This is a genomic window from Rhizobium sp. SRI_017, from assembly GCF_057586295.1.
Window position 1 is genome coordinate 152,644 of record NZ_JBYCZP010000010.1, and the last position, 18,829, is coordinate 171,472.

18 protein-coding genes are annotated in these 18,829 nt (G+C 61.8%); 6 read left to right on the plus strand and 12 right to left on the minus strand.

The window, feature by feature from the left end; genetic code table 11:
• The first annotated feature begins 92 nt into the window (after window positions 1-92).
• From AC2YI2_RS21690 to AC2YI2_RS21710, 5 genes are read left to right on the plus strand one after another with little or no spacing between them, the layout of a single operon-like run.
• Complete coding sequence (locus tag AC2YI2_RS21690; RefSeq protein ID WP_487388659.1) at window positions 93-986, plus strand: proline iminopeptidase-family hydrolase; 894 nt, start codon at window positions 93-95, stop codon at window positions 984-986.
• Window positions 987-1,032: 46 nt separating this feature from the next.
• Complete coding sequence (locus tag AC2YI2_RS21695; RefSeq protein ID WP_487388568.1) at window positions 1,033-1,971, plus strand: ABC transporter permease; 939 nt, start codon at window positions 1,033-1,035, stop codon at window positions 1,969-1,971.
• Window positions 1,968-2,816: an ABC transporter permease gene (locus tag AC2YI2_RS21700; RefSeq protein ID WP_487388569.1), complete on the plus strand. Its 849-nt coding sequence runs from the start codon at window positions 1,968-1,970 to the stop codon at window positions 2,814-2,816. The genes AC2YI2_RS21695 and AC2YI2_RS21700 overlap by 4 nt, the downstream gene beginning before the upstream one ends.
• Window positions 2,813-4,495, plus strand: coding sequence for a dipeptide ABC transporter ATP-binding protein (locus AC2YI2_RS21705; protein WP_487388570.1), 1,683 nt, complete (start codon window positions 2,813-2,815; stop codon window positions 4,493-4,495). Before AC2YI2_RS21700 ends, AC2YI2_RS21705 begins: the two co-directional genes overlap by 4 nt.
• A gap of 23 nt (window positions 4,496-4,518) precedes the next feature.
• Window positions 4,519-6,033: an ABC transporter substrate-binding protein gene (locus tag AC2YI2_RS21710; protein ID WP_487388571.1), complete on the plus strand. Its 1,515-nt coding sequence runs from the start codon at window positions 4,519-4,521 to the stop codon at window positions 6,031-6,033.
• 144 nt (window positions 6,034-6,177) lie between these two features.
• Here AC2YI2_RS21710 and AC2YI2_RS21715 read toward each other — a convergent pair whose 3' ends face one another.
• The 12 genes from AC2YI2_RS21715 to AC2YI2_RS21770 form a co-directional block, all read right to left on the minus strand.
• Window positions 6,178-6,906: an SDR family oxidoreductase gene (locus AC2YI2_RS21715; protein WP_487388572.1), complete on the minus strand. Its 729-nt coding sequence runs from the start codon at window positions 6,904-6,906 to the stop codon at window positions 6,178-6,180.
• A 45-nt stretch (window positions 6,907-6,951) separates the two neighbouring features.
• Window positions 6,952-7,968: a carbohydrate kinase family protein gene (locus tag AC2YI2_RS21720; RefSeq protein WP_487388573.1), complete on the minus strand. Its 1,017-nt coding sequence runs from the start codon at window positions 7,966-7,968 to the stop codon at window positions 6,952-6,954.
• A 20-nt stretch (window positions 7,969-7,988) separates the two neighbouring features.
• Window positions 7,989-8,972 (minus strand): hypothetical protein, encoded by a 984-nt coding sequence (locus tag AC2YI2_RS21725; RefSeq protein WP_487388574.1) that lies wholly within the window; start codon window positions 8,970-8,972, stop codon window positions 7,989-7,991.
• Window positions 8,973-9,057: 85 nt separating this feature from the next.
• The gene (locus tag AC2YI2_RS21730; protein ID WP_487388575.1) at window positions 9,058-9,783 is read right to left on the minus strand and encodes an SDR family oxidoreductase; all 726 of its coding nucleotides are present in this window, start codon (window positions 9,781-9,783) and stop codon (window positions 9,058-9,060) included.
• A 13-nt stretch (window positions 9,784-9,796) separates the two neighbouring features.
• Window positions 9,797-10,567 carry an SDR family NAD(P)-dependent oxidoreductase gene (locus tag AC2YI2_RS21735; RefSeq protein ID WP_487388576.1) on the minus strand — a complete coding sequence of 257 codons (771 nt, stop codon included), beginning with the start codon at window positions 10,565-10,567 and terminating at the stop codon, window positions 9,797-9,799.
• 24 nt (window positions 10,568-10,591) lie between these two features.
• Complete coding sequence (locus tag AC2YI2_RS21740) at window positions 10,592-11,653, minus strand: ABC transporter ATP-binding protein (RefSeq protein WP_487388577.1); 1,062 nt, start codon at window positions 11,651-11,653, stop codon at window positions 10,592-10,594.
• Between the two features lie 10 nt (window positions 11,654-11,663).
• Complete coding sequence (locus tag AC2YI2_RS21745) at window positions 11,664-12,707, minus strand: NAD(P)-dependent alcohol dehydrogenase (protein ID WP_487388578.1); 1,044 nt, start codon at window positions 12,705-12,707, stop codon at window positions 11,664-11,666.
• A 28-nt stretch (window positions 12,708-12,735) separates the two neighbouring features.
• On the minus strand, window positions 12,736-12,975 hold the full coding sequence (locus tag AC2YI2_RS21750) for a DUF2160 family membrane protein (protein WP_487388579.1): 240 nt from the start codon (window positions 12,973-12,975) through the stop codon (window positions 12,736-12,738).
• Between the two features lie 4 nt (window positions 12,976-12,979).
• The gene (locus tag AC2YI2_RS21755) at window positions 12,980-13,816 is read right to left on the minus strand and encodes a carbohydrate ABC transporter permease (RefSeq protein ID WP_487388580.1); all 837 of its coding nucleotides are present in this window, start codon (window positions 13,814-13,816) and stop codon (window positions 12,980-12,982) included.
• Window positions 13,816-14,697 carry a carbohydrate ABC transporter permease gene (locus AC2YI2_RS21760; protein WP_487388581.1) on the minus strand — a complete coding sequence of 294 codons (882 nt, stop codon included), beginning with the start codon at window positions 14,695-14,697 and terminating at the stop codon, window positions 13,816-13,818. The genes AC2YI2_RS21755 and AC2YI2_RS21760 overlap by 1 nt, the downstream gene beginning before the upstream one ends.
• A 110-nt stretch (window positions 14,698-14,807) precedes the next feature.
• On the minus strand, window positions 14,808-16,178 hold the full coding sequence (locus AC2YI2_RS21765; protein ID WP_487388660.1) for an extracellular solute-binding protein: 1,371 nt from the start codon (window positions 16,176-16,178) through the stop codon (window positions 14,808-14,810).
• 295 nt (window positions 16,179-16,473) lie between these two features.
• Window positions 16,474-17,427, minus strand: coding sequence for a helix-turn-helix domain-containing protein (locus AC2YI2_RS21770; RefSeq protein WP_487388582.1), 954 nt, complete (start codon window positions 17,425-17,427; stop codon window positions 16,474-16,476).
• Between the two features lie 499 nt (window positions 17,428-17,926).
• On the opposite strand from AC2YI2_RS21770, the gene AC2YI2_RS21775 reads away from it, so the two are divergent.
• Window positions 17,927-18,811 (plus strand): sugar phosphate isomerase/epimerase family protein, encoded by an 885-nt coding sequence (locus AC2YI2_RS21775; RefSeq protein ID WP_487388583.1) that lies wholly within the window; start codon window positions 17,927-17,929, stop codon window positions 18,809-18,811.
• Window positions 18,812-18,829: the final 18 nt, after the last annotated feature.

Sequence of the window (18,829 nt, forward strand, 5' to 3'; positions counted from 1 at the left end):
TCACTTCTTATAGCTGGCGCGGAATTGGCGTTCCGCTAAAAATTAGCCATGCTCAAAAGATGAGCAAGCTGAATCTGTGGCCGGAGGCCGGCATGTGGCGTGAAATCGAACCCGACGACCGGATCGAGGTGGACGTGGACGGCTTCAAGGTCGTCGCCTACTCGTTCGGCGGCGGCGACGAGGTCGTGTTCTGCCTCAATGGCGGCCCTGGCCTGCCATGTGATTATCTGCGCGAGGCGCATTCTTGCCTGGTCGACGAGGGTTACCGCGTTGTGGCCTTCGACCAGCTCGGAACCGGCGCGTCGGACCGGCCGACCGATTCAGCACTTTGGACCATCGGCCGCTATGTCGAGGAGACCGAGACGGTCCGCAAGGCGCTTGGCCTCGGCAAGGTGCATCTGCTCGGCCATTCCTGGGGTGGCTGGCTCGGCATCGACTATGCGTTGACCTATCCGGAACATCTCAAGACGCTGATCCTCGAGGACACCGTCGCCGACATGCCGCATCTCGTCAGCGAACTCGAGCGGCTGCGCGCGGCCCTCGGATCGGAGACGGTCGCCATGATGCAGAAGCACGAGGCCCGTGGCACGATCAATCACCCCGAATACCTGGCCGCGATCACGATCCTCAATTATCGCCATGTCTGCCGGCTGCCCGAATGGCCTGCCCCGGTCAACCGGTCGCTGGAAGACTGGAACATGGGACCATACGGCACGATGCAGGGGCCGAACGAATTCCTCTACATCGGCAACCTCAAGGACTGGAACCGCATCCCCGACCTGCCGAAACTCACCATGCCTGTCTTGATCACCTGCGGCGCCCATGATGAACTGACGCCGGCCTGCGCGCTCAGGATGAAGCTCAACCTGCCGGATGCCGAGATGCAGGTCTTCGACAATGCGAGCCACATGCCGTTCTACGAGAATCCCGGCGCCTACTATCCGGCGCTCCTCGATTTCCTCTCGCGCCACAGGACCACCCGATGAAATCGCGATGGGCGATTACGGCACTACGACCTGAAGGGTGTTGTTGATGCACCGCTACCGGTTCGTCCTGTTTCGTCCCTTGCAGTTCCTGCCGGTGCTGTTCGGCATCAGCGTGATCACGTTCATCCTGGTGCGTCTTATTCCCGGTGACCCGGCGCGCGTGCTGCTCGGCACCCGCTCGACGCCGGAAGCCATCGCCAATATTCGCGCCCAATACGGTCTCGACCTGCCGATCTGGCAGCAATATTTCTATTTCCTCAAGAATCTCGGCAGCGGGGAGATGGGCAAGTCGATCCTCTACAAGATCGACGTTCTGAAACTGGTCGCCACGCGCCTGGAACCGACGCTGGCCCTGGTGCTGACAAGCGTTGTCCTTTCCATCCTGATCGCCGTGCCGCTGGCCGCGCTGTCGGCGCGGTCTAGAGGACGGCTCGCCGACCATATGGTCCGGATCGTCTCGACCCTCGGCATCGGCTTTCCGCCCTTCTGGCTGGCACTGATGCTCATCATCCTGTTCTCCGTGAAGCTCGGCATCTTCCCCGTCTCCGGATATGGCAGCACGTTTGCCGACAAGGCGGCGCATCTCGTTCTTCCGAGCCTCACCATCGCGCTTTCGCTCTCGGCGGTGCTGCTGCGCAGCCTCCGCGCCGCCATGATCGTCGAGCTGCAGTCGGACATGGCGACCGCCGCGCGCGCCAGGGGCATGCCGGAACACATCGTCCTCTGGCGACACGTCCTGCCCAATGCCATCGTGCCGACCATCAACCTGCTCGCCGTGAACATCGGCTGGCTGATCGGCGGAACGGTCGTGGTCGAAAGCGTCTTTGCGATTCCCGGGATGGGGCAATTGCTCGTGCGCGCGATCTTCTCGCGCGACTACATGGTCGTGCAGGGCGTCGCGATGGTCTTCGCCTGCGCCACCGTGCTGGTCAGTTTCATTGCCGATATCCTGACCGTCGCCCTCGATCCCAGGGTGAAGATATGACGGCGGTCGCGATGCGAAAGAACGCGCCGTGGCTGCGTTGGGTCAGCCGGCATCTAACCCTGTCGATCGGGGCAGGCGTACTGCTGTCCTTCGTCGCGATCGCACTCCTGGCGCCTTGGATCGCGCCCTATGACCCGATACTCCAGAACGGCGATGCGCGGCTGCTGGCGCCATCGTTCGCCTACCCGTTCGGCACCGACAATTTCGGCCGCGATATCCTGTCGCGGGTTATCTGGGGAACCCGCATCGACCTGCAGATCGCCGTCATCGGCGTTGTCTTCCCGTTCCTGATCGGCACGCTGGTCGGCACCGGCGCCGGCTTCTTCGGCGGCGTGGTGGATATCGTTTTCATGCGGCTGATCGACATCATCCTAGCCTTCCCCTTCCTGGTTCTGATGCTCTCGATCATCGCCATTCTGGGGCCTGGCCTCTCCAGCTTCTATATCGCCATGGCACTGGTCGGCTGGGTTTCCTATGCAAGGCTGATCCGCGCGCAGATGCTCGTGCTCAAAACCACGGACTACGCCGTCGCGGCGACCAGCCTCGGCTTCGGCCGTATGCGCATCATGTTCCGCCATCTTCTGCCGAACGCCATTGCAGGATCGATCGTGTTCTCGATGTCCGATGCCGTCCTCGTGCTGCTGAACGGTGCCGCGATCAGCTATCTCGGGCTCGGCGTGCAACCACCGCTGGCCGAATGGGGCGTGATGGTGGCCGAAGGACAGAGCTTCATCACCACCGCATGGTGGATCACGCTCTTCCCCGGCCTTTCGATCGTGGTCCTCGCCTTCGGCTTCAGCCTGTTCGGCGACGGTCTCGGCGAATATCTGGGGGTCGCGGAATGAGCGACCCCATCCTCTCCATTCGCGAACTGACGGTCGAGGCAGACCTCGACGGCGAGACCCGCAGGCTGATGGATGGCGTATCGTTCGATCTCGAACGCGGCGAGGTGCTCGGCCTCGTCGGCGAGAGCGGCTCGGGCAAGAGCATGATCTGCCGGGCGATCATGCGGCTCCTGCCGTCCAGATCGCTCGCGATTGCCGGCGGCTCGGTCATGCTGGATGGACGCGACCTGACCGCGCTGGACGAGAAGGACATGCTGGGTATCCGCGGCGCGCGGATCGGCATGATCTTCCAGAACCCGACCAGCCATCTCGACCCGGTCATGCGCATCGGGGACCAGATCTGCGAGGGCATCCGCTTTCATCAAGGCAAATCTCGCAGCGAAGCCAGGCCAGCGGCGCTCGAAATCCTCGCCCAGGTCGGGTTTCCGGATCCGGCACGCCAGTACAACAATTACCCCCACGAATTCTCCGGCGGCATGCGCCAGCGCGCGATGATCGCCATTGCCCTTTCATGCAATCCCGAAATCCTGATCGCCGACGAGCCGACCACCGCGCTCGACGTTACGATCCAGGCGCAGATCCTTGGCCTGCTGCTCGATCTTCGCGACCGCCGCGGCCTGTCGATCATCCTGGTCACCCACGATCTCGGCATCGTCGCTCAGGTCTGCGACCGCATTGCCGTCTTGCGCGGTGGACGCCTGCTCGAACAGGGGCCGAAGCGCACTGTGCTTGCATCGCCGAAACACGCCTACACAAGGAGCCTGCTAAGCAGCCATCCGTCGATGCCGGAGTCTGTCTCGCCTACATCAGCACCGCATCAGGCGGCATCGATCTCAAGACCCTTGCTTGAAATCGACGATCTCGTCGTCCGCTTCCCGACACCAGGGCTCGGCATCCTCGGTGGCGGCCGAAAGGTCGCAGCGGTCGATGGTGTCAGCCTGCAGGTCATGCCCGGCGAGAGCGTCGGCATCGTCGGCGAAAGCGGCTCGGGCAAGAGCACGCTGGCGCGCGCCATCCTTGGCCTCACACCGCTCAGTTCGGGCCATGTGAGCTTCGCCGGGCTCGATCTCGCCGGGCAGAAGCGGACGGCGCTGGCGGCGATCCGAAGCCAGGCGGCGATGGTCTTCCAGGATCCCTATGGCGCACTCAACCCTCGGCTCACGATCGGCGAAATGCTGGCGGAGGTGCTGCAGGTTCAGCGCAAGGCCGCCACGTCACAGATTCCGGCACGGGTCAGCGAACTTCTCGATCTCGTCGGCCTCGAGCGGGAATTCGCCGCCCGCCTGCCGCGCAGCATGAGTGGCGGCCAGTGCCAGCGGGCCGGCATCGCGCGTGCCCTGGCAGTCGACCCGAAGCTGATCATCGCCGACGAATGCATCGCCGCGCTCGACGTCACGATCCAGGCGCAGATCGTCGATCTCTTTCGTAATCTCAAGACGCGGATGAAACTGACTCTCATCTTCATCGCCCATGACCTCGCCGTGGTCCGCAGCCTTTGCGAGCGGGTCGTTGTCATGCATCGCGGGCGGATCGTCGAGGAGGGCCGCTCGGACGCAGTCTTCGCCAATCCGCGCGACCCTTACACGGCTGCCCTGATCCGCGCCATTCCCGACATCAATCCCGACAAGCCGCTCCTGGCTGCCATGCGTGGCAGCCAGCCAAGACTGATAACCGCCTGACAACAACAAAGGGAACGAATGACATGAAGAAAAAATGGTTGAACATGGGTGTCGCCACAGTGCTCGCCCTGCTGACACTGGGTGCCACGATCGCCGAGGCTGCCGGTGTCCTTTCCATCGGCCGCCGCGAGGATTCCACCACCTTCGACCCGATCAAGTCGGCGCAGAATGTCGACAACTGGGTGTTTTCCAACGTCTTCGACGTGCTGATCCGCGTCGACAAGACGGGCACCAAGCTCGAGCCCGGTCTCGCCGAGAGCTGGACGATTTCGGAGGACGGCCTGACCTACACCTTCAAGATCCGTGACGCCAAGTTCTCCGACGGCTCGCCGATCACGGCCGGCGACGCGGCCTTCAGCCTGCTCCGCATCCGCGACAACAAGGGTTCGCTCTGGGCCGACAGCTACAAGGTCGTCGATACTGCAACCGCCGCGGATGACAGGACGCTGGTGGTCAAGCTCAAGAACCCCTCGGCACCGTTCCTCGCCACGCTGGCACTGCCGAATGTGTCCGTCCTGTCGCAGAAGGCGGTTGAAGCGGGCGAGGACGCCTTTGCCGAACTGCCGACCGCAGCGTCGGGCGCCTTCATCGTCAAGGAATGGCGGCGCGGCGATCGCGTCATCCTCGAAAAGAACCCGAATTTCTGGCAGGCGGACCGGGTGAAGCTCGACGGTGTCGAGTGGATCTCGGTGCCTGACGACAATACCCGCATGCTCAACGTGCAGGCCGGTCAGCTCGACACGGCGATCTTCGTGCCCTTCTCGCGCGTCGAGGAACTCAAGAAGGATCCCAATCTCGAGGTTCATATCGAGACATCGACCCGCGAGGACCACCTGCTGATCAACCACGAACATGGCGCGCTCGCAAAGAAGGAAGTCCGCCAGGCGCTCGACATGGCGATCGACAAGAAAGCACTGGTCGACACCGTGACCTTCGGGCTCGGCACCATCGCCAACTCCTATGTCCCTAAAGGCGCGCTCTACTACTACGCCGACAACCTGCAGCGGCCCTATGATCCCGAGAAGGCCAAGGCGATGCTGGCCGAGGCGGGCGCGTCAGACCTTACACTCAACTACGTCGTCCGCGCGGGCGATGAAGTGGTGGAGCAGACGGCAGTGCTGCTGCAGCAGCAGCTCGCCAAGGCCGGCGTTACCGTCAACATCAACAAGGTCGATCCGAGCCAGGAATGGGACATGCTGGTAGCGGGCGATTATGATGTCGGCGTCAACTACTGGACCAACGACATTCTCGACCCGGACCAGAAGACCACCTTCGTCGTCGGCCACGACAGCAACATGAACTACATGACGCGTTACAAGAACGACAAGGTCAAGGACCTCGTGGCGGCCGCCCGCCTGGAACTCGACCCGGCCAAGCGTGAGCAGATGTATGTCGAGATCCAGAAGATGGCCAAGGAGGATGTCAACTGGATCGATCTCTATTACAGCCCCTACATCAACGTTTCGCGCAAGAATATCGCGAACTTCTACCAGAACCCGCTCGGCCGGTTCTTTCTGGAAGACACCGTGAAGAACTGAACCGCCTCTACTGGCGCGCTCAGGTCATGACGTTGTTTACGATGGCGGAGCCAACCAGGCTCCGCCATTGACGCATGCAGTAACTGGCGCGGCAGTACGGTTGGGCCCGCGACGCCGCCCGTGTTGCGGCGCAACCCGGCGATCTCAGATATCGAAATTGGTCGGCAGCACGACGACATCGCGGATCGTGACATTGCGCGGCCGCGTTAGCATGAAAATGATCGCGTCGGCGACTTCGCTCGGCTCGATCAGGCTGCCCGATTCCTTGGCCTTCCTGAGGTTTTCTTCCGGCCAGTCGGCGAGCAGCGCGCTGATCACCGGTCCCGGCGAGACCGAGCCGACGCGAATGCCTTTCTTGTTGACCTGCCGTCGCACCGTCTGGACAAAGCAGGTCATCGCCCATTTGGAGGCCGAATAGACAGGCTCCCACGGCACGGGATAGTGCCCCGCGACCGAGCTCGTGACGATGATGTCGCCCGAGCCGCGCGCGATCATATGCGGCAGCACGTCATGGACGTTCTTCATCACCGCGTTGACATTGAGATTGAGCATGCGGTCAATGACTGCAGTATCCGCCTCGATCAGGTCGCCGCCGATATAGGTGCCCGCATTGGCGTGAAAGATGTCGAGCTGGCCGGTGAGTTTCTCGATCGACGGCATCAGGGTCGCGCAGCTGACCGAATCGAGAAGGTCGATCTCCAGCGGTATCGCGGCGCTGCCGAGCTCGGCGCAGACCGTATCCAGGGCTTTGCGGTCGCGATCGACGAGCACCACGCGCGCGCCCTCGGCAATCATAGCCCGCGTGCTCGCGAGCCCGATCCCGGAGGCCGCGCCCGTGATCGCCGCCACCTTGCCTTCCAGATATTTACCCATAGTCATCTCCTCTGTGTCCGTGAAAGTCTTGCGGCAGCCCTGGCTTCAGCGGCTGCCCCATTGGCCTGCAATGTCGAGGCATTCCTTCCAGCCGACGACGCCATCGGTCGTGCCGGCACTCCTTAGCGAGCAGGCGGCGGCGGCATGGCCGAGCCAGAGGCAGTCCTTGATCGCCCAGTCCTCATGCAGCGCGTACATGAAGCCGGCCGCAAAGGCGTCGCCTGCCCCGTTGGGGCCGACGATCGCATCGTGGGGCACCTTCACGGAGGGCACAAAGATCGTCTCGCCCGACCGCATGACCGTAATCGCGCCCTCGGGAAAGTGGATGGTGACCAGTTGCATCGCGCCCTGCTCAAGCATGGCGGAGGATGCTGCCGCGCAAGCATCAATGTCGGTCCGCCCGTCCTTTACCGTCGTCATTTCCGCTAGCGCCCCGATCTCACTGTCATTGACGATGAGCGTATCGAGATGCGCCAGGCAGGGCAGGATCAGGCCGCGCAAGCGTTCCGGGGTGACGGTGCAGAGTTCCAGATTGGTTTGCAGCCCGACCCGCTGCGCCGACTTGAGAACCGCCACCCAGCCATTGGCATCGTCCTGCCATGGCGCATCCATCCTGGGATGGATACCGGGGAGGCCGAGATGCAGGTAGCGGGCTGATGTCGTCGAGAAGTCGAAATGCTCAGGGCTCAGGAGGGCCGATACGCCAAGATCGGAAATATGGGTGCGCAGCCCGCTTGCCTGCGAAATGAAGGCCTCCGTCATATGCGTCGGTGCTTCCAGACTGATTTGCATCTGCCGGTGATCGAGCCCGGCCTTCTCGGCTTCGGCAACCAGTTTTCGGCCCGCCTCGTCATCGCCGATCAGGCCGATGGTTTCGACCGGAATGGACGGGTCGAGCTGCCTGATGTCGATCGCGAGATTGCACGCCGGCCCGCCGCCACGCTCTTCCAGCCCCCAGGCGATACCGACACTGTCCTCCCGCGGCCAGGCGTCAATCCTGCGGTTGCGGTCGAGGCACCATGTCCCTCCGGCGATGAAGCCGCGCCTGCTCGCTCCGGCCATGATCTCCTCCTCCGCCGGACTCAATTCATGAGGACTTTTTCGGTGACGACCAAGTCGTCGGCGAGCGAGCGGAACGACGTCTGCCCGGCGGCTTGCAGCGCCCCATGATAGGCTTTGACCGCTTCCTCTGGCCCGACATCGCCGTCGGCCACGGCGCGCATCAAACTCACCATGGCAAGCGGATCTTCGGCAAGATTGATCTTGCGGCCAAAAAGCGCGACGCGGGCACCGTATTTCTCCGCCTGATGGATGAGCTCGAACGTGTCGCGCGCTGTGCCGGCGCCACCGCCGAGAACGCCGACCACCAGGCCCGGATCGTAGGAACTGAGCTCTTCCAGCGCCTTCGGCCCATTGTAGGCGATCTTGAGGAACTGCGGCCGTTGCGCCCGCGTCAGCCCGGCCAGCGCACGGCAAATGCTATCGTTGACGTAGTGCGGAACGAGATCGGGCGCGAGGCCGGTATCGACATTGGGATTGAACACTTCAAGGAAGTAGTTGAAGCCGTTGTCGTCGGCATCCTCAACGAAATCGAGGAAAGCGAGCAGCGAATTGTAGTCGGCTTCGAGGTTGTTGTTGAAGGTGATCGAGTAGAGGCCGAGATCGGTGTGTCGCCGGTTGATCGAGAGCGATGCCGTGCGATAGGGCCGCGAGGGCTGCTTGCTGTAGCCCGCACCGCGCCCGACCCAGATATCGGTCGTATCATTGGCGCGAATGGCGGGTTTCACGCTGCTGCCGGCATAGGCGCCGCTTTCCATCAGCAGCTCTAGATTGGAGGCCGAGGTCAGCATGATATCGACGACGTCCTGGGCGATCACTGCCCGGATCTGGTCGAGAAACTCGGCTCGCGTGCGAAAGCGCGTATGGGTGCAATCCTTCTCGAGCTTCGGACCGCAAGAGGGGATGCTCGGCCCCATGTCGCCATCCTTGGCGTCGGCGATGATGAAATCGGTCCGTTTGTAGTTACCGGCCCTGATCCTGGCGAGCTTGGCGTCGAAACGTGTCATGCGGGAATCCTTCGAATGCGGGACGGCCGCTTCACGCGCCGCCGGAATTTCCGGGTGGGACCATGGAAGGTCCCGCCGGTCGAGCCTAGTTCACCATGAAGCCGCCATCGACAGGCATCGTCAGGCCGTGCAGCATCGATGCCTCATCCGAGAGTAGGAAGAGGATGACCTCGGCCACCTCATCGGTCTCCGCAAATCGCCCGAGCGGAATGCGCGACAACATGCCGGCGGATTTGGCGGGATCGCTCCAGGCCTTGATCGCCATCGGCGTCAGCGTCACGGTCGGATTGATGCAGTTGACGCGGATACCCTGCCGGCCGAGTTCGTTGGCCATGACCCGGCTCATAGCATCGAGCGCGCCTTTCGAGGCGCAATAGGCGGCATGATCTGCGAAGCCGATGAAAGAGGAAATGCTCGACACATTGACGATCGCGCCCTTCCTGCCACTGGCAATGCGCTCGCGGGCGTATTCCTGCGAGACGATCATCGGCGCCCGCGCATTGACGGCGATCAGAAGGTCGAAATTTTCCACCTTGAGGTCGAGGAAGGATTCGAGCTCGGTCGTGCCGGCGCAGTTGATAAGATAATCGGCGGGCAGTGCCTTGCGCGCCGCGGCCCTTGTTGCTTCGGGATCGGCGAGATCGACCGGGATCGGAATGCAGCCGATCTCTTTCTGAAGCTCTTCGAGATCTGCGGCCGAGCGCGAGAGCGCTGTGACCTTGGCACCGCGCCGCGCCAGCATCAGCGCCGTCGCGCGGCCAATGCCTTTGCCGGCACCAGTCAGCACGACATGTTTGCCCGTGAAGTCCATGAGTGCTCTCCTCTTACCAGCAGGTGAAGCCGGCATCTGCCTTGACGGTGGCACCGGTGATCAGGCTCGACGCGTCGCAGGCGAGAAAATGCACGACCGACGCGATCTCATGCGGCTGGCCCATCCGGCCCATCGGCGTGTCGCGGACCCAGATGTCCATCATCGACCTGTCGACGATGTCTTTCGTCATCTCCGTCTCGATATAGGTCGGCGCCACCGCGTTGACCCGCACGCCGCGCGGCGCCCATTCGGCGGCCAGCGACGCTGTCAAGTGATGCACGGCTGCCTTGGAGGCATTGTAATAGGTCTGGAGCTGCGGCCGGTTGACGATGAAGCCGGACATCGAACCAATATTGACGATCGAGCCGCGTCCAGCCTTCAACATGTAGCGGCCGACCGTGCGGTTGCACCAGAAGACGCCGTTGTAGTTGACGTCGTTGACATTGAGCCAGAGCTCGTCCGGCGTGTCCTCCGCTGCCGTGCCGGTGCGGGCGATGCCGGCATTGGCGACCAACGCGTCGATCCGGCCATGCCTGGCGAAGATGTCCGCCGCGGCTCTATCGACTGCCGCCGAATCCGTCACGTCGAGAACAAATGTATCGGCCGCGACGCCTTTGCTCGACAGCGCCTGTTTGCCTGACTCGGCAACAGCTTCATCCCGATCGATGATCACAATCCGCGCGCCCGCTTCGGCGAGCGCTTCGGCGCAGGCAAGGCCGATGCCGCGTCCGCCGCCGGTCACCACGGCGATCTGGCCGTCCATCCGGAACTTCTCAAAGAACATCTGTCACTCCCATTTTCATGCGGGCTAGAGGCGCCGGCCGCTCTTCGCATCGAAGAGATGCACCCTTGCCACATCGACGCGAAGCGAGATGACCTCGCCCGGACGGGCCACGATACGGTCGCGAACCGCCGCCATGATGGCATCGCCGCCGAAATGCGCAAAGATCTGCGTTTCCGAGCCGGTCGGTTCGAGAACCGAAATCGTTGCCGGCAATCCATCCGGCCGGACGTCGATATGCTCGGGGCGGATGCCATAGATGACAGGTTCGCTATGATTGGCCGTGCCTTCGGGCACGGGCAGCACGGTTCCCTTGTCACTGACGAAGCTCTGCCGTCCCCCCTCGTTCGTCAGCTTGCCGGCGACGAAATTCATCGATGGCGACCCGATGAAACCCGCGACAAAGACATTGGCCGGACGGTCGTAGAGATCGAGCGGCGCGCCGATCTGCTCCACGCGCCCGTCGCGCATGACGACGATCTTGTCGGCCATGGTCATGGCCTCGATCTGGTCATGCGTCACATAGATGGTCGTGGTCTTAAGCCGCTGGTGCAGTTCCTTGATCTCGACGCGCATGGTGACGCGGAGTTTAGCATCGAGATTGGAGAGTGGTTCGTCGAACAGGAAGACCTGCGGATCGCGGACGATAGCGCGGCCCATGGCGACGCGCTGGCGCTGGCCGCCCGAAAGCTGCTTGGGATAGCGGTCGAGCAGCTTTCCGAGGTCGAGAATCTCGGCCGCCTTGCGGACCTTGGCCTCGATCTCGCTCCTCGGCGCGCCCTTGAGCTTGAGCGGAAAGCCCATATTGTCGGCCACCGTCTTGTGCGGATAGAGTGCGTAGTTCTGGAACACCATGGCAATATCGCGGTCCTTGGGGAGCACGTCGTTGACCACCCTGCCGCCGATAGCCACCGTGCCGCCGGAGATCGTCTCGAGCCCGGCGATCATCCTGAGAAGCGTGGACTTGCCGCAGCCGGACGGACCGACCAGCACGACGAATTCGCCATCGGCAATATCGATGCCGACGCCATGGATGACCTGCAGCGCGCCGTATTTCTTGGTGACGTCCTTGACGGTGACGTGAGCCATTGGAACTCCCTTACTGCGGCAACGCGATTTGCATTTTCACCTCGCCCTTGGGGGCGGAGGCGGCGATCTCGAAGGCACGGACGCTCTCGTCGAAATCGAAAGTGCGGGTGATGAGCGGCTTCACGTCGATGGAACCGGATGACAGCATCTCCACGCAGCGCGGAAAGACATGGGCGTAGCGGAAGACATGCTCCACGCGCGCCTCGCGCACCATGGCCTTGCCGACATCGTAGTGGATGGGATGGACCTGCGAGCCGATGAAGACCACCCGGCCGCCGGGCGACAGGGGATCGAAGACTCCCTCGGCGCCCTTGGGATGGCCGGAGCATTCGAAGACGATCTCGACGCCCCAGCCATCGGTGGCGGCGAGGATCGTCTGGACGAGATCCTGTTTGGCGACATTGACCGGCGTGATCGGCCCGAGCTTGGCCGCGAGTTCGAGCTTGGCATCGTCGATATCGCTGACAAAGACCCGGGCGCAACCGGCAGCGAGTGCCGAAAGCGCCGTTACCAGCCCGATCGGGCCGGCACCAATCACCAGCGCGATGTCGCCGGGCTTCACCTGCGCCTTGGTGGCGGCATGGACGCCGACGGCCAAGGGCTCGACCATGGCAGCCTCGGCGAAGGAGACATTGTCGGGCAGCTTGAAGGTGAAATCGGCTGGATGGACGACGGTCGGCCGCAGCACGCCATGGATCGGCGGCGTCGCCCAGAAGCGCACGGCCGGATCGACATTGTACATTCCAAGGCGGGTCGCGCGGCTGTTGGGGTCGGGAATGCCCGGCTCCATGCAGACGCGGTCGCCCAGTTTCAGCGAAGTGACGTCGGCGCCCGTCTCGATGATCGTGCCCGATGCCTCGTGGCCCAGGATCATCGGCGCCTTCACCTGGAACACGCCGGTGCCGCCGTGGGTGTAGTAGTGCACGTCGGAACCGCAGATGCCAACCGTATGCAGCTTGATCCGCACATCGCGCGGGCCCAGCACCTCTTGGCGCTCGATCGGAAAATCCCGGAGCGTGAGCCTCATCTTTTCTTCCAGTACCAGCGATTTCATTGTCTCTGTCCCATTTTTCCGGCGGGCGTCAGCCGCGCCATACGATCAGCACCCCGAGTGCCACGGCCAGCACATGGCATACCGTGAGCGGGATCGATTGTTCGAGGAACCGCATCCAGAAGAGTTCGAGCGCGACGAACAGGTAGATGCCGACGAAGACGCGGTCGAACCAGTTCGTGACGATCGGAAGGAAGCCTGTCCGCTCGGCCTTGCCCTCGGCAGCTTGCGTTTCGGCGCCGACCTGTCCGGGATCGAAAGGCTCTTGCATGACTCTACTCCTTGACCGCGCCGAAGGTGAGGCCGGCCACGATGTGGCGCTGAACGACGGCGAAGATGATAAGCGCGGGGATAAGGGTGATGACCGCGATTGCCGCCATCGCACCCCATTCAGTGCCTGTCGTCGTCACATATTCCGACAGACCGGTCGTGATCGTGCGCGCGTTGAAGCTGGTGAGCGTCGCGGCGAGCAGGAATTCGTTCCAGGCGAAGACCCAGGTGAGGATCAGCGTCACCGCCAGCCCCGGCCGCGCCAGCGGGAAGATGACTTCGTAGATCACCTGCCAGGTCGAGGCACCATCGACGGTGGCGGCCTCATCGAGCTCCTTCGGGATGCCGTCGATGGTCGGCCGCAGCGTCCAGATAGCGAAGGGCAGGTTGAAGGTGCAATAGAGCAGGATCATGCCGATCTTGGTGTCGTAGAGTTTCCAGTCGCCGATCGTGAAGACCTGGGTGAAGAGCAGGAAGAAGGGCAGCAGGAACACCGCCGCCGGTGCCATGCGATTGGTGATGGTCCAGAAGAAGATGTTCTCCTTGCCGGGGAGGTCGAAGCGCGAAAGCGCGTAGCAGGCCATGAATGCCAGGGTGGTCACCAGCAACGCATTGCCGCTGGAGATGATGATCGAATTGATCATGTAGCCGCGCAGCGTCTCGTTGCCGATCACGTTGACGTAATTCTTCCAGTAAAAGGTATCGATGAACAGGCTCGGCGTGGTGAAGAGATCGACCGCGGGCTTCACCGATATCACGAAGAGCCAGTAGATCGGAAACAGTGTCAGGACGCTCAGAAGCACCCAGAGCAGGACATTGAGGATGGGATTGCTCTCGCGCATCAGAATGTCCTCTTCCGTTCGCGCCGCGCGACGAGGGCGACATAAAGTATCCAGCACATGACCAGCGTCATATAGAGCACGATGACCGAGATCGCCGCGCCATAGCCATAGTCGGTCTTCGGGAAGACGATCTTCCAGATATGCAGGCCGAGATAGCGGGTGGCGGCCCCCGGCCCACCCGATGTCAGCATCCAGACCTCGTCGACGGTCCTGAGCGCATCCATCATGCGGATGAAGACGGTGGCGAGAATGGCTGGGCGGATCATCGGCAGGGTGATGTGCCAGAAGATCTGGCGGCGGTTGGCGCCATCGATCTGGGCCTGTTCGAATGGTTCCTTTGGCAGGGCGAGCAGTGCCGCGAGCAGCGTCAGCGTCACCAGCGGCGTCCAGTGCCAGATGTCCATGATCACGGTCAGGATGAAGGCGGTGGTCGCATCGCGGCCGATATTGAGGTCGTAGCCGAACCAGCTCTTGAGCAGATAGGGAATGATGCCGATGCTCGGCGTGGTCATCAGCCGCCAGACCGAGCCGACGACGATGGGGGCCACGATCAGCGGCAGCGTATGGATGGTGCGAAAGAAGCCACGTCCGGGAAATTCCCGCATGAAGAGCTGCGCCAGCAGATAGCCGAGCGCGATTTCGCTGGCGACGACAAAGAAGGCGAACTTCATGGTGACGGCGATGGAGGTCAGGAATTCGGCGTCGAAGACCAGGCGGCGGAAATTGTTGGCGCCGTTGTAGATCATATCCGGGGTGGCGCCGAACGGGTTCCACTGATGGAACGCCACATAAAGCACGTAGATAAAAGGGATGATTCCGAAGATGCCGAGGATCGCAATCGTCGGGGCAAGCATCAGCCAACCGACCGTGTTTGAACGCATGAATTCCTGCTCCCGAAGATATTCGCGCAGGCCGGAGGCCCGCAATATCTGACACTGCGCCCGGATGGCGGTCTTGGGAGATACCACCCGGACGCAGGCTCGTGTCGGTCTTACTTCCGGTAGCCGAGGTTCTTCAGCTCCGCTTCAGCGGCCGCCGCCATCTGATCGAGGCCTTCGTCAGGTCCGACTTCGCCGAGCAGGATCTTGTAGAAGATCGGTGCCGTGGCTTCGCGAACCTGCGCATGGAACGGATAGGGAGGCGCACCGGCGAACAGCTTTCCCTGGTCCTTGAGCATGGTGTAGTAGCCGTTCAGCTTCTTATCCATGTCAATGACCTTCGGGTCGTCATAGGTCGCCGTGTTGGTGATGCGGGGTGCCGCCACCGCCCAGTCGGGCTGGACCGAGTCCTGGCCGATGAACTGCAGGAAGAGCAGTGCCGCTTCCTTGTTCTTCGAGGTGACCGGCAGGCCGAAGGCCCCTCCATCATAATAGCCAAGATAGCCCTTGCCGGCCTCGACCTCCGCGAGAACCGCTGGATCTGTCGGCGGCAGAGCCACGCCGACATTGCCCACCACCTTCGATTTTTCTGCATCGGAAGCGATCCAGGCGGCATTCTCGCCATAGACCAGGCCCTGTGCGACGCGGCCGGCTGCGAAGGTCGTGCCGACTTCGGTCCAGGTCGAGGCTGCCGATTCAGGTGGCGCGATGTCACGCAGGTGCAGCCAGTATTTCATGGCGGCCTTGGCCTTGTCGCTGTTCATCTGGCCGCCATTCTCGACCGACGCGGCATAATTGTTGTTGGCGTCGATACCCCAGTTATAGATACCGAATGTCGGCGCGATCGACTCGAAGAACTCGTACCAGGATGCCGGATGGCCGGTATGTGCCTGGGCCGTCGTGCCCCAGAGCTCGAGGCCGTTGTCCTTGCCGTACTTGGTGAAGAATTCCGCGATCTCGGTGTATTCCGCATGCGTGGTCGCAGGTTTCAGGTCCTTGCCCGTGGCCGCCTTGAAAGCTTCCTGGATCTTGGGATCGTTGAAGAGATCGGTGCGATAGAGATAGACCTTGACGAAGGCCTCCATCGGGATGCCGTAGAGGTCACCGTCCTTCTTGAAATAGTCGGCGAAGGTCGTGAATCCTGCCTCGTTGAAATCCGGAGACTTCAGCGAAGCGTCATCGTTAAGGGTCTTCGTAATGTCGACGAGGAAGTTGCGGGCGAGATAGGCGTAGATGATGTCCTGCTCGATATAGATCATGTCATAGATGCCGGTCTTGGCTTCCATGTCCTTGATCGCCTTGTCGTACATCTGGTCCCAGGAGGTCGTCTCGATCTCGACCTTGATGCCGGTCTTCTTTTCGAATTCCGGCGCCAGCACGTCCTTGATGTAGTTGGACGGCGGCGTGCTTTCGGTCACGCCGTGCAGCACGACGCCCTTGTATTTCGCGCCGGCATCCGACCAGAAGTCGGCCTGTGCGGGCATCACGCCTGCCAACAGGCTGATCGCAAGCGCGGCAAGTCCAATTCCACTTTTCCTGATCATAGTTCCTCCTCCTGTGCCTCTGCACAGCCCACAGATTTGAATCTGCAGGCATGTTCCCACGCCCGACACGTGTCGGTTCCTCCCGAACTCCGAAGCACGGCTCCTCCCGGCTTTCGGATACGGCTCGCCTCCGTAGAATTGCGACCTCTGGCTTGTTTGCCGGCCCCTTTCCTATTGGCGTGAAAGGAGCTTAGTGCGCGGTCTTTGGCTCTGCCACGCGTGCTTTGCCAGCGACCTATACTTTTTCGCCGACCGCCATGCCGGCCGAGAAAGCGCGGATTTCGCGGAACGGATCGGCGCGTGCCTCCGTACCGATCTTGTGCGCGTTGCGCCGATAGTCGGAGGGCGTCCGCCCGCAGATCTTGAAGAACTGTCTGTTGAAATTGGCGATGTTGTTGAACCCGACCTCGAAGCAGATTTCAGTGATCGGACGATAGGTCTGGGTCAACAGCGAGCAGGCTGCATAGACGCGCGCCAGGATCACATAGCGTGCGAAAGTGTGACCGGTCTGGCGCTTGAAGAGACGCGAGAAGGCCTGTGGCTCAAGGCCGCAAACCCTGGCAACCGAAGCAAGGTCGAAATCCTCGCTGTAATGTTCCATCACATAGCGCATCGCAATGTCGAGCTCCGGCGGCAGCTCCACCTGCGCGGTGGCAGGCGCAAGCCGCGAGAGCCTGCGCCGTTCGGCGGGATTGCGCGCCAGTGCGATCATCAGCTCGAGGAAGAGCACCACACGTTCGGCGCCATGAGCGGACCCCATTTGGGCAAGAAGCCGCTGGCCAGCAAGTGCAGTGGCGCCGCAAAACTCCACGCCGTAGACGGCGTCCTCGTAGAGCGGGTTGATCGTTGCGAGCTCGGGGCAGAAGGAGACGACCCGATCGGCCCATTCGGGTGTGAACTGGATCAGCATGTCCCGATTGCGGATCAGCTTGCCGGGCTCGATGTCGCTGACCCAATTGTGCGGCACGTTGGGGCCGGTCAGCACCAGGCAGCCGGGCTCGAACTCGCCGATATAGTCGCCGACCATCATGACGCCCGATGTCGTGCGCGTCAGGTGCAACTCGTATTCGGGGTGATAGTGCCACTTGGCGCCGAAATAGGGATAGTCGTGCATGTTCCAGCGGAAGGATTCCGCAGGCGGACAAATGATCATCTCGAAGTCGGGAACGATCTTCAGATCGGGCTTCATTGAATGACTCCTCCTCCCCAGGATGGCGCCGCAACGCCTTGCTCACTGATGTCTTTCTGCGTGCCCAATTGCCATCGAGGTTCCTCCTCCCCGCGGCGGGCATGCACGCGACGTCTGTTCTGTCGGTCCCTCATGCATACGCACACAAGGAGAACGCCAAGCGGGCAGAAATTCAAGACGGGAAATGATTGCTCGCACACATCGAGCGCTTATGCTACCCGTCTCCGGCCTGGCCGGCATATATGTTGCTTGAAAAGACAAATTAGTAGCCTTTGCGGATTAGTCAAGAAGATTCCCATTCAAAGCCACAGGGGTAAGAAATCGATCGGTTATTCAGAGTTTTGGCTCAGTCCGGTGCCTTGTTGACGGGGTCATCAAGGCTGCTCGATAAACGGCAAGTGCCGCAGGGACAAACACTTGGTGCAATCGTCCCTTGACTTCGAAGGAAAACGGTTATTTTGTTGCAAACAACAACATAAATCATCCCAAGGAGGAGACTATGGGACGATTGGGCATACATTCTTTCGTCTGGACCGGCGGCGCCACCCAGGCGATGCTCGAGGACGCAATGGAGAAGTCCGCCGCCTGCGGATACCGGCTGATCGAGTTTGCCTATCTCCGACCGGAGAAATTCGACCTCGACAGCCTCGCCAAACGAGCCAAGGCGCTCGATCTCGACATCGCCGTCACGATGGGCCTGCCGCTGAATGCCGACGTCTCGAACGAAGATCGCGAAACGGTAAAGGCCGGCGAAAAACTGCTGGCGGATGCGGTGAAGGCCGTCCGTGACATTGGCGGCACCAAGCTCGGCGGCATCCTCTATTCCGCCCATACCAAATATTCCCGGATGCCGACGGAGGGTGGCCGCAAGAACAGCATCGAAGCCATCGCGAGAACCGGCGATGTCGCAAAGGCGGCAGGCGTCGACCTCGTTCTCGAAATCGTCAACCGGTTCGAGACCAATCTTCTGAACACGACCGCGCAGGGACTCGATTTCATCGCGGCCACCGGCTCGGACCATGTCCGGTTGCATCTCGACACCTTTCACATGAATATCGAGGAGGCGAACCCGGCTGCCGCGATCCGGCTTGCCGGCGACAAGATCGGCTATTTCCATATCGGCGAGAGCAATCGCGGCTATCTCGGCGACGGTGTGATCGATTTCGACCGGACGTTCGATGCCCTGCTCGATATCGGCTACGTGAGGGATATCACCTTCGAATCCTTCTCCAGCGCCGTCGTCGACGAAGGCCTGTCGCTCGCCTGCGCCATCTGGCGCGACACCTGGACCGACAATATTCCGCTTGCACAGCACGCCAAGGCTTTCATCGACCTCAAGATGGACGAAGCCAAGCGCCGGCGGCTGACGAATGGCCGGCCCTGACGCGACGGCCAACCATCG

Excerpts from the sequence above, each read along its gene's own strand:
- AC2YI2_RS21690 (WP_487388659.1), top strand. The coding sequence starts at position 93 with ATGTGGCGTGAAATCGAACCCGACGACCGGATCGAGGTGGACGTGGAC.
- AC2YI2_RS21695 (WP_487388568.1), top strand. The coding sequence starts at position 1,033 with ATGCACCGCTACCGGTTCGTCCTGTTTCGTCCCTTGCAGTTCCTGCCG.
- AC2YI2_RS21700 (WP_487388569.1), top strand. The coding sequence starts at position 1,968 with ATGACGGCGGTCGCGATGCGAAAGAACGCGCCGTGGCTGCGTTGGGTC.
- AC2YI2_RS21705 (WP_487388570.1), top strand. The coding sequence starts at position 2,813 with ATGAGCGACCCCATCCTCTCCATTCGCGAACTGACGGTCGAGGCAGAC.
- AC2YI2_RS21710 (WP_487388571.1), top strand. The coding sequence starts at position 4,519 with ATGAAGAAAAAATGGTTGAACATGGGTGTCGCCACAGTGCTCGCCCTG.
- AC2YI2_RS21715 (WP_487388572.1), bottom strand. The coding sequence starts at position 6,906 with ATGGGTAAATATCTGGAAGGCAAGGTGGCGGCGATCACGGGCGCGGCC.
- AC2YI2_RS21720 (WP_487388573.1), bottom strand. The coding sequence starts at position 7,968 with ATGGCCGGAGCGAGCAGGCGCGGCTTCATCGCCGGAGGGACATGGTGC.
- AC2YI2_RS21725 (WP_487388574.1), bottom strand. The coding sequence starts at position 8,972 with ATGACACGTTTCGACGCCAAGCTCGCCAGGATCAGGGCCGGTAACTAC.
- AC2YI2_RS21730 (WP_487388575.1), bottom strand. The coding sequence starts at position 9,783 with ATGGACTTCACGGGCAAACATGTCGTGCTGACTGGTGCCGGCAAAGGC.
- AC2YI2_RS21735 (WP_487388576.1), bottom strand. The coding sequence starts at position 10,567 with ATGTTCTTTGAGAAGTTCCGGATGGACGGCCAGATCGCCGTGGTGACC.
- AC2YI2_RS21740 (WP_487388577.1), bottom strand. The coding sequence starts at position 11,653 with ATGGCTCACGTCACCGTCAAGGACGTCACCAAGAAATACGGCGCGCTG.
- AC2YI2_RS21745 (WP_487388578.1), bottom strand. The coding sequence starts at position 12,707 with ATGAAATCGCTGGTACTGGAAGAAAAGATGAGGCTCACGCTCCGGGAT.
- AC2YI2_RS21750 (WP_487388579.1), bottom strand. The coding sequence starts at position 12,975 with ATGCAAGAGCCTTTCGATCCCGGACAGGTCGGCGCCGAAACGCAAGCT.
- AC2YI2_RS21755 (WP_487388580.1), bottom strand. The coding sequence starts at position 13,816 with ATGCGCGAGAGCAATCCCATCCTCAATGTCCTGCTCTGGGTGCTTCTG.
- AC2YI2_RS21760 (WP_487388581.1), bottom strand. The coding sequence starts at position 14,697 with ATGCGTTCAAACACGGTCGGTTGGCTGATGCTTGCCCCGACGATTGCG.
- AC2YI2_RS21765 (WP_487388660.1), bottom strand. The coding sequence starts at position 16,178 with ATGCCCGCACAGGCCGACTTCTGGTCGGATGCCGGCGCGAAATACAAG.
- AC2YI2_RS21770 (WP_487388582.1), bottom strand. The coding sequence starts at position 17,427 with ATGAAGCCCGATCTGAAGATCGTTCCCGACTTCGAGATGATCATTTGT.
- AC2YI2_RS21775 (WP_487388583.1), top strand. The coding sequence starts at position 17,927 with ATGGGACGATTGGGCATACATTCTTTCGTCTGGACCGGCGGCGCCACC.